Source organism: Rhodococcus sp. GA1, assembly GCF_024321955.1.
GTDB lineage: Bacteria > Actinomycetota > Actinomycetes > Mycobacteriales > Mycobacteriaceae > Rhodococcus > Rhodococcus pyridinivorans.
Genome location: NZ_CP097186.1, coordinates 3747710 through 3763184, shown reverse-complemented (window position 1 = coordinate 3763184; position 15475 = coordinate 3747710). Strand labels below are relative to the sequence as shown.

Annotated in this window: 18 protein-coding genes; 8 read left to right on the top strand and 10 right to left on the bottom strand. The window is 67.6% G+C overall.

Annotated features, from left to right (window positions below; genetic code table 11):
• Positions 1 to 26: 26 nt before the first annotated feature.
• From M3330_RS17870 to M3330_RS17850, 5 genes are read left to right on the top strand one after another with little or no spacing between them, the layout of a single operon-like run.
• Positions 27 to 488 carry an Asp23/Gls24 family envelope stress response protein gene (locus M3330_RS17870; protein ID WP_006552246.1) on the top strand — a complete coding sequence of 154 codons (462 nt, stop codon included), beginning with the start codon at positions 27 to 29 and terminating at the stop codon, positions 486 to 488.
• Positions 485 to 796: a hypothetical protein gene (locus tag M3330_RS17865; protein WP_006552247.1), complete on the top strand. Its 312-nt coding sequence runs from the start codon at positions 485 to 487 to the stop codon at positions 794 to 796. Before M3330_RS17870 ends, M3330_RS17865 begins: the two co-directional genes overlap by 4 nt.
• On the top strand, positions 793 to 987 hold the full coding sequence (locus M3330_RS17860) for a hypothetical protein (protein WP_006552248.1): 195 nt from the start codon (positions 793 to 795) through the stop codon (positions 985 to 987). The genes M3330_RS17865 and M3330_RS17860 overlap by 4 nt, the downstream gene beginning before the upstream one ends.
• Positions 980 to 1987 carry a DUF6286 domain-containing Asp23/Gls24 family envelope stress response protein gene (locus M3330_RS17855; RefSeq protein WP_064851962.1) on the top strand — a complete coding sequence of 336 codons (1008 nt, stop codon included), beginning with the start codon at positions 980 to 982 and terminating at the stop codon, positions 1985 to 1987. The genes M3330_RS17860 and M3330_RS17855 overlap by 8 nt, the downstream gene beginning before the upstream one ends.
• Positions 1984 to 2547, top strand: coding sequence for a hypothetical protein (locus M3330_RS17850; protein ID WP_255025780.1), 564 nt, complete (start codon positions 1984 to 1986; stop codon positions 2545 to 2547). Before M3330_RS17855 ends, M3330_RS17850 begins: the two co-directional genes overlap by 4 nt.
• A gap of 42 nt (positions 2548 to 2589) precedes the next feature.
• Here M3330_RS17850 and M3330_RS17845 read toward each other — a convergent pair whose 3' ends face one another.
• Positions 2590 to 3765: an oxygenase MpaB family protein gene (locus tag M3330_RS17845; protein ID WP_039585351.1), complete on the bottom strand. Its 1176-nt coding sequence runs from the start codon at positions 3763 to 3765 to the stop codon at positions 2590 to 2592.
• A 99-nt stretch (positions 3766 to 3864) separates the two neighbouring features.
• Here M3330_RS17845 and M3330_RS17840 point away from each other — a divergent pair, with 99 nt between their 5' ends.
• The gene (locus M3330_RS17840; protein ID WP_255025764.1) at positions 3865 to 4443 is read left to right on the top strand and encodes a TetR/AcrR family transcriptional regulator; all 579 of its coding nucleotides are present in this window, start codon (positions 3865 to 3867) and stop codon (positions 4441 to 4443) included.
• Between the two features lie 122 nt (positions 4444 to 4565).
• Positions 4566 to 5729 carry a serine hydrolase gene (locus M3330_RS17835; RefSeq protein ID WP_121208909.1) on the top strand — a complete coding sequence of 388 codons (1164 nt, stop codon included), beginning with the start codon at positions 4566 to 4568 and terminating at the stop codon, positions 5727 to 5729.
• Positions 5730 to 5856: 127 nt separating this feature from the next.
• On the opposite strand, the gene tuf is transcribed toward M3330_RS17835, so the two are convergent.
• From tuf to M3330_RS17800, 7 genes are all read right to left on the bottom strand, one after another.
• On the bottom strand, positions 5857 to 7047 hold the full coding sequence (gene tuf, locus M3330_RS17830; protein WP_006552255.1) for an elongation factor Tu: 1191 nt from the start codon (positions 7045 to 7047) through the stop codon (positions 5857 to 5859).
• 92 nt (positions 7048 to 7139) lie between these two features.
• Complete coding sequence (gene fusA, locus M3330_RS17825; RefSeq protein WP_024101663.1) at positions 7140 to 9242, bottom strand: elongation factor G; 2103 nt, start codon at positions 9240 to 9242, stop codon at positions 7140 to 7142.
• 146 nt (positions 9243 to 9388) lie between these two features.
• Positions 9389 to 9859: a 30S ribosomal protein S7 gene (rpsG, locus tag M3330_RS17820; RefSeq protein WP_006552257.1), complete on the bottom strand. Its 471-nt coding sequence runs from the start codon at positions 9857 to 9859 to the stop codon at positions 9389 to 9391.
• The gene (gene rpsL / locus M3330_RS17815; RefSeq protein WP_006552258.1) at positions 9859 to 10233 is read right to left on the bottom strand and encodes a 30S ribosomal protein S12; all 375 of its coding nucleotides are present in this window, start codon (positions 10231 to 10233) and stop codon (positions 9859 to 9861) included. Before rpsL ends, rpsG begins: the two co-directional genes overlap by 1 nt.
• A 324-nt stretch (positions 10234 to 10557) precedes the next feature.
• Entirely contained in the window at positions 10558 to 11091 is a 534-nt protein-coding gene (locus tag M3330_RS17810; protein ID WP_071935503.1) for a DUF3558 domain-containing protein, read from the bottom strand.
• Positions 11088 to 11603 carry a DUF3558 domain-containing protein gene (locus M3330_RS17805; RefSeq protein ID WP_255025761.1) on the bottom strand — a complete coding sequence of 172 codons (516 nt, stop codon included), beginning with the start codon at positions 11601 to 11603 and terminating at the stop codon, positions 11088 to 11090. Before M3330_RS17805 ends, M3330_RS17810 begins: the two co-directional genes overlap by 4 nt.
• A 46-nt stretch (positions 11604 to 11649) precedes the next feature.
• On the bottom strand, positions 11650 to 12279 hold the full coding sequence (locus tag M3330_RS17800) for a TetR/AcrR family transcriptional regulator (RefSeq protein WP_019291249.1): 630 nt from the start codon (positions 12277 to 12279) through the stop codon (positions 11650 to 11652).
• Between the two features lie 162 nt (positions 12280 to 12441).
• On the opposite strand from M3330_RS17800, the gene M3330_RS17795 reads away from it, so the two are divergent.
• Positions 12442 to 13101 (top strand): TetR/AcrR family transcriptional regulator, encoded by a 660-nt coding sequence (locus M3330_RS17795; RefSeq protein ID WP_019291248.1) that lies wholly within the window; start codon positions 12442 to 12444, stop codon positions 13099 to 13101.
• Here the strand turns inward: M3330_RS17795 and M3330_RS17790 are convergent.
• Together M3330_RS17790 and M3330_RS17785 are read right to left on the bottom strand one after the other, a co-directional pair.
• Positions 13098 to 14258 carry an acyl-CoA dehydrogenase family protein gene (locus M3330_RS17790; protein WP_255025759.1) on the bottom strand — a complete coding sequence of 387 codons (1161 nt, stop codon included), beginning with the start codon at positions 14256 to 14258 and terminating at the stop codon, positions 13098 to 13100. The two genes, M3330_RS17795 and M3330_RS17790, sit on opposite strands and share 4 nt — an antisense overlap.
• A 67-nt stretch (positions 14259 to 14325) precedes the next feature.
• Entirely contained in the window at positions 14326 to 15474 is a 1149-nt protein-coding gene (locus M3330_RS17785) for an acyl-CoA dehydrogenase family protein (RefSeq protein ID WP_037218035.1), read from the bottom strand.
• Between the last annotated feature and the right edge of the window lies 1 nt (position 15475).

The following is a 15475-nucleotide window of genomic DNA, read 5'->3' as shown; positions in this document are numbered from 1 at the left end:
CCGGTACACCTACCTGGGAGCCCCTCATGACCAGCGACAGCGGCGCAGGTATCAGCCGCATACAGTTCGGCGCCGGAACCTCCTCCGGATCCGCCGACCCGCAGGGCCGCACGATCATCGCGGACGCGGTGGTGGCCAAGATCGCGGGGCTCGCGACCCGCGAGATCAGCGGCGTCATCGAGGTGGGCGCCGGCACCGCCCGCGTCGTGGGCGCACTGCGCGACCGCATCCCCGGTGCGCGCATCAACCACGGACAGGGTGTCGCCGTCGAGGTCGGTGAACGTCAGGCCGCGATCGACATCGGCATCGTCGCCGAATACGGCGTCGCGCTGCACGAACTCGCCGTCGCCATCCGGCACAACGTCATCGCTGCGGTCGAACGCATGACGGGACTCGAGGTCACCGAGGTCAACATCACGGTTTTCGACGTGATGCTCCACGAAGAGGCCGCGGCCCTCACCGACGACGCCAAACCCCGCGTGCAGTGAACCCCGGATCAGCAGCGCAGGCGAATGCGGCCGACCTGGTGGCGGACGCCGCGCTGTCCGTTCCCGGCGTCGTCGGTCTGCACCGCGGCGCATTCGGGGAGGTCGCCACCTATCTGCCCGGCCGACGGGTCGAAGGTGTGCGGCTGACCGATCAGCTGTGCGCGGTGCACATCGTCGTGCGGATCCCCGCCGATCTCCCGGCCGTCGCCGACGCCGTCCGCGTCCGGGTGTCCCCGCTGGTGGACGTCCCCGTCCAAGTGACCATCGAAGATGTCCACGCCGGTGAACGAGAAGGAGCCCCATCGTGAACCACACACCCGTCAGCAACACCGTCGTCGGACTCCTCGCGGGGCTGCTCCTGGCCCTCGCCGGCATCATCGGCGGGTTCAGCGGTCTGCTGTTCGCCGTGCTGCTCGGCGCGCTCGGTGCCGCGATCGGCGCCCATCGCGACGGCCACCTCGACCTCGGCGCCCTGTTGAGGAGCCGGGGCCGTGGCTGATCCCACCGCGTCCGACGTCGGGACATCCGACGACACCGGGACCGGGGTCGTTCCCCCGGGCGAACGCGGCAGCCTTGTCGTCAAGGACCGTGCGATCGAACGCATCGCCGCGGCTGCCGCGCTCGGCGTTCCCGGTGTGGTGCGGCACAGCGGAGGTGGGATCCTGCGTCTCACCGGCCGCGACCTGCCCCGGGCCGACGTCACCACCGGCGCGAAGGCCGTCGCGGTGAATCTCTACATCGCCGCCGAATGGCCGTACGACGCGGCGATGCTCACCCGCCGGGTCCACGACGCGGTCGAACGCCAGCTGAACGACCTGACGGGCATGCGGATCAGCGAACTCAACGTGCTCATCGTCGCGACCGCGCTCGTCGAGGACGGCGAGACCGACGAGGCGCAGCCACCCGTCGAGTACCTGGAATCCGACATCGTCGCGGCGCGGACCACTCCGCATCCCGACATCCCCACCGTCGCTCCCCTGCCACCGCTGGCGCCGCCCGCGGCCGCACCCGCCGCCGCGGTCGTGGCGATCGCGGCGCTCGCCCTGTCGTTCGTCGCCGCCCGGGAACTGCTCATCGTCAACGGGACGTACGGCGGTGCCCCGTGGCTGCGCAACTCCTTCGAGTGGTTCGGCCGTCTGCACTGGCACACCTGGCTCGCACCCGTCGCGGGCGTCTGCCTCGTCCTCGGGATCGTCCTGATCGTCGTCGCCCTCAAACCCCGCCGCCGGACGCATGTGCCGCTGCAGGTCGCGGGGCCGGTGCCCACGGTGTGGATGCGGCGCACGGACGTCGCACGGATGTGCAGCGCCCACGCGTCCGCGCTCACCGGCGTGCGCACGGCCCGCACGGTCGTCGACCGTCGCCGTGCCGTGGTGCGCATCTCGATCGAGGACGAGACACCGGTCGACGAGATCACCGCGTCCGTGCGCGGCGCGGTCGCCCCGAACCTCGCGGCGCTCGCCGACCCCGTCGAACTCGTGGTGGAGGTGGCGCGGTGAAACTCCGTACCGTGCTGGCGAATCGGCTCGTCACCTTCCTGGCGGGCCTCGCCCTCGCCGGTGCCGGCGCATTCGCCCTGGCGTGGGTGTGGCAGGTTCCCCTAGCTCGAGAGCAACTCTCGCGTCTCGACCGTCCCCGCGTGACCGACGTCCCGGACCAGTTGTGGTGGACACCGGCCCTGTGGTCGGTCTTCGCGGGCGGACTCGTGCTCGGCATCGCGTTGCTCGCTGTCAACCTGTCGCGCCGGCGCACGTCGACCGTGCAGCTCTACGACCAGGTCACCGACGCCACCCTCGGTGTCGAACTCGGTCCCGTCGTCGACGGCGTGGCAGCCGAACTCGCCGCCCTGCCGGGCGTGCGGGCCGTGCGCGGACGCGCGGTCGTCGAACGCCACCTGCCGACGCTCTCGGTGGTGGTGCACGCCGACCCGACCATCGATGTCACCGAGCTGACGGAAGCCGCGGAGGATGCCGCCCAGCGGGTCGCGCGCGCTCTCGGCGGGGCGCACGTGGCGACGCAGGTCCTGGTACATCTCGACCCGGCTGTGGATGTCCACTGAGCCCACCCACCCCGGGCCGGAACCCATCCGGCCCGGGGTGGCTCAGCTTCGGGCCGCGTCCACGAGGTCGTGCTCGACGCTGTAGTCCACGCGCATCCGGTCCATCGCCACGTCGCGCACCTTGTACGCCCGCTGCGTGGTGCGTTCGAGGTCCGGATAGCGGAATTCCTGGACGCGGTCGACGAGCGCGAGCAGCGGCCCGACGCGTCCGAGGACGTGCTTGAGCGGGCTGTCGGGGATGTGCAGGGCGTCGGCGTCGGCGTCACCGATGAACACCCGCTGCAGCGAGTGCATCACCGTGCGGGCGACCGTCGTCCGGATCGGTGCGGTGCCCGGCAGCAGGTTGGCCAGCTCCGGGACGAGATACTGCTCGGTCAGCGCGGTGACGAAATCCCGGTCCTCGTCGCTGGGGCCGGGCGAGGTGAGCCGGTACAGGTCCTCGACCGCGATGTGGTCGCGTTCGGTGCGCAGGCCCAGTTCCTCGCCCATCCCGATCACGTGCCCGACGTAGCGCCACAGGTGGTAGATGTCGTCGAGTTCGCGATCGGTGAAGCGCACCCCGAGGATCTGCATCGCCTCGACCGCGATGTGCCCGAACTCGGCCATCGTGAGCGCCATGTACGACTGCGGGATCGGCACTCCCCAGGCGTCCTCGTCCCACACCCCGCTCGCGAGAATGCCCTTGCGCACGTGGGCGTGGATCAGGCGCACCCGCACCGTGAACGCGAATCCGCCTCCGTCGCGGCGCATTCCGCCGCGAGTGAGGACGTGCCGTAACCACTCCCCGACCTCGACCGACCGCACGGCCGGCTGACTCACATAGCGGCCCGTCAGTGCGAGAGGCTTTCCGGCGATGAAGTTTCCGGCACCGCGCAGCAGCGAGGCAGCACCGAGCACCATGCCGAGGATCGGCGTGTGCCGAACGAGCGCGTCGGCGGCGTTGTCGATGCGGTCGTGGTCTACCCAGGCGGGTTCGTCGTCGAGGAAGGCGAACAGCTCTCGCAGGGATTCGGGTGCGTCGGGGACCGCCTCGACACCGTGGGTGAGTGCGACGCGCACGGCAGCCGTCGCGGAGTTCGGACCGAAGTCGTCGTTCACCACGGCGTCGGCCGGCGGGTCGGCCTGCCACATGCCGTCGAGCCAGCGCTCGCCGAGATCTGCGTATCGGCGCACCGCAAGGTCGGCGTTGACGAGATCACGTGGGATGTGTCGCTCCATGCATCCATGGAAACACGAGGAATCCTCACTTACTATTCACTTTTCATGAGCTCCCCGCGCGGCAACAGAACCGCAGGCAGAACCCCTCGGAAGCGTCCTGTGCAGCAGCGAAGTCACGACACCCGCAAGTTGCTCCTCACCTCTGCGTACGAGTTGCTCGAGCGCAGCCCCACCGCGCGGATCAGCACCACGGCACTCGGCGAGCACGCCCACGTGAGCATCGGGACGGTCTACCGATACTTCCCCGACGTCGACGCCGTGCTCGACGAACTCCGCATGACCGCCGTCCACGCGATCACCACCTCGCTGTCCACCGCCATCGGGCGGGCGATGGACCAGCAGCCGGAGGACGCCATGGCGACGGTCGTGGAAAGCCTCACCGCCGCGTTCGAGAAACACGCCGCGGTGCTCCGGGTGTCGTACACCTCCGAGGAGATCGAGTTCGGACTCGCGTGGGCCGAGGTCGAAGGTCCGCTGCGGCCGCTCGGACGCATCATCCCGGCGCGGCTGCGACCCGATCTCGACGACGCAGCACTCGACGATCTCGTGTTCATCGTGATGGGAGCGACGGCGAGCCTGTGTTCACGGATCGCCCTCTTGCGGCCCCGGCGATCCGATCGGACCCGGATGATCGCGGTGACGGCGCGGATGCTCCTCGCCGCGATCGAGAGCGCCTGACGCACGGCGCATCGTGTACGGCGCGCTCATCTCCGGGTTCGAAAACAGACCCGACGTCCTGCCGAACGGCACATACTGATCACTGTCGTTCTCACACCGTCGTCTCGACCGAGGAGAGTGCTGTGCGTCGACTACCGATCGTGTTGTCCGCCGTGATCCTCACCGTCGCGGCCGCCTGCGGCAACGACACCTCGAGCGAATCACCGCTCGCCGCAACGTCCGAAGCGACTGCGACCGATGCGACCGCTACCGGCGCGGCGCCCGCCGACGAGTTCCAGGACGTGCTCGACCGCGTCCGCGAGGAAGTCGGCTTCCCGGGAGTCGTTGCGCGCGTGGTCACCCCGGACTACGAGTGGACCGGTTCGTCCGGCACGATCGGTGCGGATCGATCGGAGGAACCCGGCCCGGACGACCACACCCGCATCGGCAGCATCACGAAGACGATGACGATCACCGCTCTACTGCAACTGGCGGAGGACGACCGCCTGTCGCTGGAGGATCCGATCGGCCGCTATGTGCCGGGCCTGCCGAACGGCGACGTCGCCACCCTGGGTCAGCTGGCCTCGATGGTGAGCGGCATCCCCAGCTACACCTTCGACGAGGAATTCCAGCAGCAACTCTTCGACGATCCGGAGGCACCGTGGACCCCGGACGAACTCCTCGACTACGTACGCGGTGACGCACCGAACTTCGCTCCCGGGGAGCGGTTCGAGTACTCCAACACCAACACGATCGCGCTCGGGCTGGTCGTCGAGCAGGTTTCCGGGCAGAGCCTGCACGAGTACTTCCGGGCGAACATCTTCGAGCCCCTGGGCATGGCCGACACCGTCATGCCCACCGACGCGGCCATCGCGTCACCGCACCTGTACGGGATCACCGAACAGGGACAGCCGGACGGGCAGACGGCCGATGCGACCGGTTGGAACCCGTCGTGGGGATGGTCGGCCGGCGCGGTGATCTCCACCGTCGACGACCTCGAACTGTGGGGCACGGCCCTCGGGACGGGCGAGGGCATCCTCTCCCCCGAGATGCAGCAGCTCCGTCTCGACTCGTTCCTGTTCGACGTCCCCGGTGCGACCGACACGCGCGCCTACGGCCTCGGGCTCGGTATCGAGAACGGCTGGCTCGGCCACACGGGCGAACTCCCCGGTTTCAACACCTACGTGGGATATCTGCCCGAGCGCCGGGCCGTGGTCGTCGCCGCCGTGAACAGCGACATCCCGACGGCCGACGGGGAGGAACCGGTGACCCCCGTGGCAAACCAGCTGAAGGAGATCGTCGGCTGATCGCTTGTGATCCAGAAACGTCGAACGGCGCCCACCCGGAGGGTGGACGCCGTTCGAGCGTCAGTGAGGACTAGCTCACTTGATGATCCCGTAGGCGGTGCCTACTTGATGATCCCGTAGGCGGCGCCTACTTGATGATCTTCGTGACGCGACCGGCGCCGACGGTGCGGCCACCCTCGCGGATCGCGAAGCGGAGGCCCTCGTCCATGGCGACCGGCTGGATCAGCTTGACGGACATCTCGGTGTTGTCACCGGGCATGACCATCTCGGTGCCCTCGGGGAGGGTCACAACGCCCGTCACGTCCGTGGTACGGAAGTAGAACTGCGGGCGGTAGTTGTTGAAGAACGGCGTGTGGCGGCCGCCCTCCTCCTTGTTGAGGATGTAGGCCTGGCCCTCGAACTCCGTGTGGGGAGTCGTGGTGCCCGGCTTGACGACGACCTGGCCACGCTCGACGTCCTCGCGCTTGATGCCGCGGACGAGGAGACCGACGTTGTCGCCGGCCTGGCCCTGGTCGAGCAGCTTGCGGAACATCTCGATGCCGGTGACCGTGGTCTTGGTCGAATCGGGGCGGATGCCGACGATCTCGACCTCTTCGTTGACGTTGATCACGCCACGCTCGATACGGCCGGTGACGACGGTGCCACGACCCGTGATGGTGAAGACGTCCTCGACGGGCATGAGGAACGGCTTGTCGGTCTCACGGACCGGGTCCGGGATGGAGTCGTCGACGGCCTGCATGAGGTCCTCGACCGACTTGACCCACTTCGGGTCGCCCTCGAGAGCCTTGAGAGCCGAAATCGGAACGACCGGAGCGTTCTCGTCGAACTCCTGCGAGGCGAGGAGCTCGCGCACCTCCATCTCGACGAGCTCGAGGATTTCCTCGTCGTCGACCATGTCGGCCTTGTTCAGGGCGACGAGGATGTAGGGAACGCCGACCTGGCGAGCGAGCAGCACGTGCTCACGCGTCTGGGGCATCGGGCCGTCGGTGGCCGCCACGACCAGGATCGCGCCGTCCATCTGGGCGGCACCGGTGATCATGTTCTTGATGTAGTCCGCGTGACCCGGGGCGTCGACGTGCGCGTAGTGGCGCTTGTCGGTCTGGTACTCGACGTGGGAGATGTTGATCGTGATACCACGAGCCTTCTCCTCAGGTGCCTTGTCGATCTGATCGAAAGCGAAGCTCTCGTTCAGGTCGGGGAACTTGTCGGCAAGCACCTTGGTGATCGCAGCCGTGGTGGTGGTCTTGCCGTGGTCGACGTGACCGATGGTGCCGATGTTCACGTGCGGCTTGGTCCGCTCGAACTTCGCCTTCGCCACTGGATGTCCTCCTGGACTGTTGTTGCTTGCTGTATGCAGCAGTGCGGTTTGTATTACTTGGTCGTGCAGGTGACCGAGGGATAACCCGGAGGCTACTCGCCGGTCGCCTTGGCGATGATTTCCTTCGCGACGTTCGAGGGAACCTCTGCGTAGGAATCGAACACCATGGAGAAGTTCGCACGACCCTGGGTCTTCGACCGCAGATCGCCGATGTAACCGAACATCTCCGAGAGCGGAACCAGCGCCTTCACGACACGGGCACCACTGCGTTCCTCCATGGCCTGGATCTGGCCACGGCGGGAGTTCAGGTCGCCGATCACTTCACCCATGTAGTCCTCGGGCGTGGTGACCTCGACCGCCATGAGGGGCTCGAGGATCACCGGGGCGGCCTTGCGGGCCGCTTCCTTCAGTGCCTGCGAACCGGCGATCTTGAACGCCATTTCGGACGAGTCGACGTCGTGGTACGCACCGTCGATGAGGGTGACCTTCAGGTTCACCAGCGGGTAGCCGGCGAGCACGCCGTACTGCATGGCGTCCTGGGCACCCGCGTCGACCGACGGGATGTACTCGCGCGGGATGCGACCGCCGGTGACCTTGTTCTCGAACTCGTAGGTCGCGCCGTCCTCGCCGACGAACGGCGAGAGGCCGATGATGACCTTTGCGAACTGGCCCGAGCCACCGGTCTGCTTCTTGTGCGTGAACTCGAGCTTCTCGACCGGCTTGGTGATCGTCTCGCGGTACGCGACCTGCGGCTTGCCGACGTTGGCCTCGACCTTGAACTCGCGCTTCATGCGGTCGACGAGGATGTCGAGGTGGAGCTCGCCCATACCGCCGATGACGGTCTGGCCGGTCTCGTCGTCGAGCTCGACCGAGAAGGTCGGGTCCTCTTCGGCGAGCTTCTGGATGGCCGTCGACAGCTTCTCCTGGTCGGCCTTCGACTTCGGCTCGATGGAAACCTGGATGACCGGGTCCGGGAAGGTCATCGACTCGAGGACGATCGGGGCGTCCTGCGCGCACAGGGTGTCGCCGGTCGTGGTGTCCTTCAGGCCGATCATCGCGTAGATGTGGCCCGCGACTGCCTCGTCGACCGGGTTCTCCTTGTTGGCGTGCATCTGGAACAGCTTGCCGACGCGCTCCTTCTTGCCCTTGGTCGAGTTGAGCACCTGGGTGCCCGAGTCGATCCGGCCGGAGTACACGCGGACGAAGGTCAGCTTGCCGAAGAAGGGGTGCGCAGCGATCTTGAAGGCGAGAGCCGAGAAGGGCTCCTCCTTCGAAGGCTTACGACGCAGTTCCTCTTCTTCGTTACCGACCTGGTGGCCGATGACGTCGCCGATGTCGAGCGGGTTCGGCAGGTAGTCGATGACCGCGTCGAGCATGGGCTGGATGCCCTTGTTCTTGAAGGCGGAGCCGCACAGCACCGGGTAGAGCTCGGAGTTGACGGTCATCTTGCGGATGGCCGCCTTGATCTCGGCGACGGTGAGTTCCTCGCCGCCGAAGTACTTCTCCATGAGCTCTTCGTCGGACTCGGCGACCGTCTCGAGCAGCTTCTCGCGGTACTCGGCAGCCTTGTCGGCGAGGTCGGCCGGGATCTCCTCGACCGTGGCCTCGGTGCCGATGTCGGTGGTGCCACGCCAGGTGAGCGCCTTCATCTCGACGAGGTCGACGACGCCGTCGAAGGCATCCTCGGCACCGATGGGGAGCTGGAGGACCAGCGGCTTCGCGCCCAGGCGATCGATGATCGTCTGCACGGTGAAGTAGAAGTCCGCGCCCATCTTGTCCATCTTGTTGACGAAGCAGATGCGCGGAACGTCGTACTTGGCAGCCTGGCGCCAGACCTGCTCGGACTGGGGCTCGACGCCCTCCTTGCCGTCGAACACGGCGACTGCGCCGTCGAGGACGCGCAGCGACCGCTCGACCTCGACCGTGAAGTCGACGTGGCCGGGGGTGTCGATGATGTTGATCTGGTTCTTGTTCCAGAAGCAGGTCACAGCAGCGGAGGTGATGGTGATACCACGCTCCTTCTCCTGCTCCATCCAGTCGGTGGTCGAGGCACCGTCGTGCGTCTCACCGATCTTGTAGTTGACACCGGTGTAGAAGAGGATGCGCTCGGTGGTGGTGGTCTTGCCGGCATCGATGTGCGCCATGATGCCGATGTTGCGGACCTTGTTCAGGTCGGTCAGCACTTCCTGTGCCACAGGTAACCCCGCTCGTAGCTCGTGTCGGTCCTTGGGTGCGGACCACATGTTCTTGTGTTGTCAGCCGGCCTTTACGGGACCGACACAGTTGTGCGAGCAGCCGACCGGGAGGTCCGTGATGACGGCATCTCCCGGTCGGCGACGACTCACCAGCGGTAGTGCGCGAACGCCTTGTTGGCTTCAGCCATCTTGTGCGTGTCCTCGCGGCGCTTCACGGAGGCGCCGAGGCCGTTGCTCGCGTCGAGGAGCTCGTTGGCGAGCCGCTCGACCATGGTCTTCTCGCGACGCTGACGCGAGAACGTCACCAGCCAGCGCAGCGCGAGCGTGGTGGAACGACCGGGGCGAACCTCGACCGGCACCTGGTAGGTGGCACCACCGACGCGACGGCTGCGGACCTCGAGGGCGGGCTTGACGTTGTCGAGCGCGCGCTTGAGGGTGACGACCGGATCGGTACCGGTCTTCTCGCGAGCCTGCTCGAGCGCCTGGTAGACGATGCGCTCGGCGGTGGACTTCTTGCCGTCCAGCAGGATCTTGTTGACCAGCTGGGTGACCAGCGGCGAACCGTAGACCGGATCGGCGATCAGCGGGCGCTTGGGAGCGGGACCCTTACGTGGCATCAGCCCTTCTCCTTCTTCGCTCCGTAGCGGCTGCGGGCCTGCTTGCGGTTCTTGACACCCTGAGTGTCGAGCGAGCCGCGGATGATCTTGTAGCGCACACCCGGGAGGTCCTTCACACGACCGCCACGCACGAGCACCATCGAGTGCTCCTGGAGGTTGTGGCCCTCACCGGGGATGTAGGCGGTGACCTCGACCTGGGAGGTCAGGCGCACACGGGCGACCTTACGGAGAGCCGAGTTCGGCTTCTTCGGGGTGGTGGTGTACACGCGAGTGCACACACCGCGACGCTGGGGGCTGCCCTTGAGCGCCGCGCTCTTGACCTTGGCGGCCTTGTCGCGGCGGCCCTTGCGGACCAGCTGATTGATGGTTGGCATTAACCGGCTTTCTTCGTTGTCTGAAGCTGCTCACTTCGAGCAACCTCGGCTGTTCTGAAATTAGGGATCCATCGGTTGGGGCAAGAAAGCTGCTGCCCCGCACTCGCCCCTCGTGTGCACACGAGGTCGGGTGTGTCGCGTACCCCCACACAGGCAGCCGGGGGCTCGTTCCTGCAGATATCTACAGACCACGCGCACGGCACTACCTCGCATAGGCACACAGACCGGCCCGGGCATGCCGGACACGACCCACAACGATACCCGGCGTGCGCGCATGAGGTCAAAGTGAGGAGCGCGCACCCTCCCGAGGATCCGCACACACCGTCAACTGCTGAGGTTCAGTGTGAGCCGGGCCAACGTAGCAGCAGCTTCACACGGGTCCGCTCCCCCGGAGGTGTACTGCACCCACCAGCCGAAGATGCCGGTCGTCGACGCCCCGGAACTGACCCCGCACGACAGCGGATCGCCGGGTCGGCGCATCTGCAGTGCCCGCCGGCCCTCGATGGTCGTGTTCTCGATCTCGTAGCCGAGCCCCTCGGCGGCGGCGCGTTCGTGGTCGAGGGAACCGGTCTCGAACCAGTTGAAGGTGACCTTCACTACTCCCGTGGGCCCCTCGCCGTCCCAGCGGCAGATCGCACCGAAGAACCCGCGATAGACGTAGTCCGCGCCCACGGCCTCGGCGATCTTCTCGTCGGCGACCGCATCGCACTCGGTGAGCAGCCGGGTGAACTCGGCGCCCGTGCCGCCGCCGACCCCCTCCGGGACGGCCCGCCCCTCGATGGTGCGGGTACATCCGGTGAGCAGAGCACCCGTCGTGAGGACGGTCGCGAGTGCGGCACCCCAGCGGCGGGCGTTCACTTCTGCACCCTTTCCACACTCGTGGTGGCCAGTCCGCGAGCGACGACGCAGGCGTCGGCCACGGGCGTGAGGTTCGAGTACGAGACCGACCAGTGGACGAAGTCGCCGCCGAACTCCACGCCGATCTCGCACAGCGTCGTCTGCCCCAGCTCGTTCTGATAGGACCCCATGAAACCCGACCGTCCCCCGATCTCGATGTCGGCGGCGGGCCGGCCGATGAGATCGGAGCCGGCGCGTTCGCGGCCGATGGGACTTCCCCGGTACCACGAGAAGCTCACGCTGGGGCCGCCGACGTAGATCTCCCACTCGCAGCCCACCGAGTTGCGCGTCACCGTCGTGAAACTGCCGAGACCGAAAGCCGCCGCCACCTCGTCGTCGGACATCGCGCCGCACTCGTCGAACAGCGGGCCGGGGTCGGTGACAGACGCGGTCGGCGAGGTCTCGACCTGTCCGGCGTCGTCGGAGTTCCCGCACGCCGCCGCACCGAGACCCATGAGACCGACCGTCGCCACGGCAGCCGCCGTCCTTCCGATGCGCGGGAGAGGCATGGCGGGAAGACTACCGAGCCGGGCCCACCTGTGTGCGACGACTCGAGGACTCCCGGAGCACCTCGTCGAGCTGCGCGGCCCAGTGACGGACGATCTCCCGCCGGCGGGCCGAGTCGTCCGTCAGCACGTCGGCCAGGCCGAGGCCGCGCGCGAGATCCAGGGTCGCCTGCACCGTCCGGTGCACGACCGGGTCGGTGTCGTCGGCACCGAGCTGCTCGACGGCCACCGCGTGCGAGACACGGCCGAACTTCTCCTCGAGCGGCAGGAGCATCTCGCGCAGAGCCGGATCGGCCGCCGCGGCCGTCCACACCTGCAGGGCGGCCTTGAACATGTTGCCGGTGCATTGGTCGACGATGCGCTCGACCACCGCCTCCGTGCGGCCGACGCCCTCGGGCACGTCGAACGGTTCGGTGCGGACCCGCTCGATGCGACTGTCGAACATGAACTCGAGCGATGCGGTGATGAGATCCTCCCGGGTCGGGAAGTGATGCTGGGCGGCCCCGCGCGACACTCCTGCCCGCTCGGCGACCACACTCACCGTGGTTGCGGCCCAACCGGATTCGACGAGGCAGTCGATCGTCGCCTCGAGCAGTCGCCGCCGCGTGGCGCGGCTGCGGTCCTGCTTCGGTTCTCGCGCCATCGGGACTCCTGTTCCTGCCTGTCCTGTCACGACCCCGTGGTCACGACCGTTCCGTCACGACTGATCTTCCGCCGAACGGGTATTCGTGCGACCCCGAGACCGTACGCAAAGGTCATCATCCGTACACTCGTATAACAGGTCGGGGGGAAAGGGGAGCACCACGTGGCGACCACCGTCAGGCGCGAGGACTACTTCGACGCCGCGCTGGCCATCCTGGCCACCAACGACCATGCCGGACTCAAGCAGGCACGGTTGTGCAGTCACCTCGAGGTGACGACCGGCTCGTTCTACAACTATTTCGAGAGCTGGGCGCAGTTCAAGACCGAATTCCTCCAGCACTGGCTCGAAAGCCAGACGCTCCAGCTCGCCGCCGCGGCGCGCCTCGAGGGTTCGATGACCCGGCGGCTCCGGTTGCTCGTCGAATTCGCGTGCAGCCTCCCCCACTCCGCCGAGTCCGCCATCCGCGGTTGGTCGCACAGCGACTCCGGCGTCCACGAGGTGCAGAGCGAGGTCGACGACCTGCGGTACGCGGTGGTGGCCGAAGCGGTGGCCCAGTACCTCGGTTCGAGGGACCAGGCCGAGCGGTTCGCGCGGCTGGCCCTGTACACGCTCGTGGGCTACCAGCAGACCGTGCCGCTGCAGGACGTGAGCTCGTTGCGGTGGTCCCTCGCCTATCTGCTGGGGACGCTGCTCCCAGCGGAGGAGGCGACCGGTCTCTTCCCGCCGGATTCCTTCCCGCCGAACATCGGAACCTCCGGGTTCGCGGTGTCGAACCCCGAAACCTCGAACCCGGAAGCATCCGACTCGGAAGCGTCGGCCTAGTACGACTTCGGCAGGCCCAGCGAGTGCCGGGCCACGAAGTTGAGGATCATCTCCCGGCTGACCGGCGCCACGCGTGCGATGCGCGCGGCGCCGAGCATCGCCGCGAGGCCGTACTCCCGAGTGAGGCCGGCACCGCCGTGGGTCTGGATCGCCTGGTCCAGCGAGGCGATCGCAGCCTCACCCGCGGCGTACTTGGCCATGTTCGCGGCCTCGGCGGCCCCGAAGTCGTCGCCGCTGTCGTAGAGGACGGCGGCCTTCTGCATCATGAGCTTGGCGAGTTCGAGCTCGATCCGGCGCTGCGCCAGCGGGTGCGCGATGCCCTGGTGCGCACCGATGGGCTGCTTCCAGACGGTCCGCTCGTTGGCGTAGCGCACCGCGGCGTCGAGGGCGTACCGGCCCATACCCACTGCCATCGCCGCGCCCATGATCCGTTCGGGGTTCAGTCCGGCGAACAGCTGCATGAGCGCGGCCTCCGGCTCACCGACGAGTGCGTCGGCGGGAAGTCGGACGTCGTCGAAGAACAGGGAGAACTGGTAGTCCGGCTCGAGGATGTCCATCTCCATGGGCGTCTTCGTGAAGCCCGGGGCATCGGTCGGCACGATGAACAGGGCCGGACGGAGCTTGCCGGTCTTCGCGTCCTCGGTGCGGGAGACGACGAGCACGGCGTCGGCCTGGTCGACACCGGAGATGTAGACCTTGCTGCCGGAGAGGATCCAGTCGTCACCGTCGCGGCGCGCGATCGTGGTGATGTTGTGCGAGTTGGATCCGGCGTCGGCCTCGGTGATGCCGAAGGCCATGATGCAAGAGCCGTCGGCGAGGCCGGGCAGCCATTCCTGCTTCTGAGCGTCGGTGCCGTACTTGGAGATGATGGTGCCGCAGATCGCCGGTGAAACCACGACGAGCAGCAGCCCGGCGCCCTTCGCGGAGAGCTCCTCCTGCACCAGCGCGAGTTCGTAGATGCCGGCGCCGCCGCCTCCGTACTGCTCCGGAAGGTTCACGCCGAGGAAGCCGAGCTTGGCCGCCTCCGCCCACAATTCGGTGAGCGGCTCGTGCGCGCGCGACTTGGGAAGTACGTAGTCGACGTAGTTGTAGCGCTCGGCCAGAGCCGCCACCGCAGCGCGTAGTTCCTTCTGTTCTTCGGTCTCGATGATGCTCACGGGGATGCCTTCCGGGTCGGGTGAGAGGACGCGCGGCCGTGGACGGTCGCATGAGGGAACAGGTGGGTCAGGCGCCGTAACCCAGCCGCTTGGCGGCGAGTTCGGTGAGGATCTCTGTGGTGCCACCACCGATGCCGAGGATGCGCATGTCGCGGTACTGCCGTTCGACCTCCGATTCGGCCATGTACCCGAGGCCGCCGAACAACTGAACCGCCTGGTCGGCGACCCATTCGCCGGCCTCGACCGCGGTGTTCTTCGCGAAACACACCTCGGCGATCAGGTCGGTCTCTCCCGCCACGGCGCGCTCGGTGACGTGCCGCGTGTAGACGCGCGCGACGTCGACGCGACGCGCCATCTCGGACAGGGTGCGCTGCACGGCCTGGCGGGTGATCAGCGGCCGGCCGAAGGTCTCGCGGTCGCGGCACCACGCGACGGTCAGGTCCAGGCACCGCTGCGCACCCGAATAGGCCTGGGCGGCGAGGGCGATCCGCTCGGAGACGAAACCCTGTGCGATCTGCCAGAATCCGGTGTTCTCCGCGCCGACGAGGTTGGTGACCGGTACGCGGACGTCGGCGAAGGACAACTCGGCGGTGTCCGACGCGCGCCATCCCATCTTGTCGAGCTTGCGGGAGACGGTGAAACCCGTTGTGCCCTTCTCGATCACGAGCAACGAGACTCCCCCGGCGCCGGGACCTCCGGTGCGGACGGCGGTGACCACGAAGTCGGCGCGGCATCCCGAGGTGATGTAGGTCTTCGCGCCGTTGACGACGTAGTGGTCGCCGTCGCGCACCGCGGTGGTGGTCAGATGACCGACGTCCGATCCGCCGCCCGGTTCGGTGATCGCGAGGGACCCGACGAGTTCGCCTGCGAGAGTGGGCCGTACCCACTTGTCGATCTGATCGGGATCGCCGGCCGCGATGAGGTGCGGCAGGGCGATGCCGCACGTGAACAGTGATGCGAACGCGCCGCCCGAGGCCCCCGCCTCGTGGAACGCCTCGCACACGGTGAGCGTGTCGGCGCCGTCGCCACCGGAACCGCCGACCTCCTCGGGGAATCCGGCGCCGAGCAGGCCGATCTTCGCGGCCTCGACGTGCAGTTCGCGGGGCAGTTCGCCGGCGCGCTCCCAGTCGTCGAGGTGGGGCAGGATCTCACGCTTCACGAAACCGGTGACGGTCTCGCGGAGGGCGAGACGCTCGGGGGTGGTCCACATGCTCACG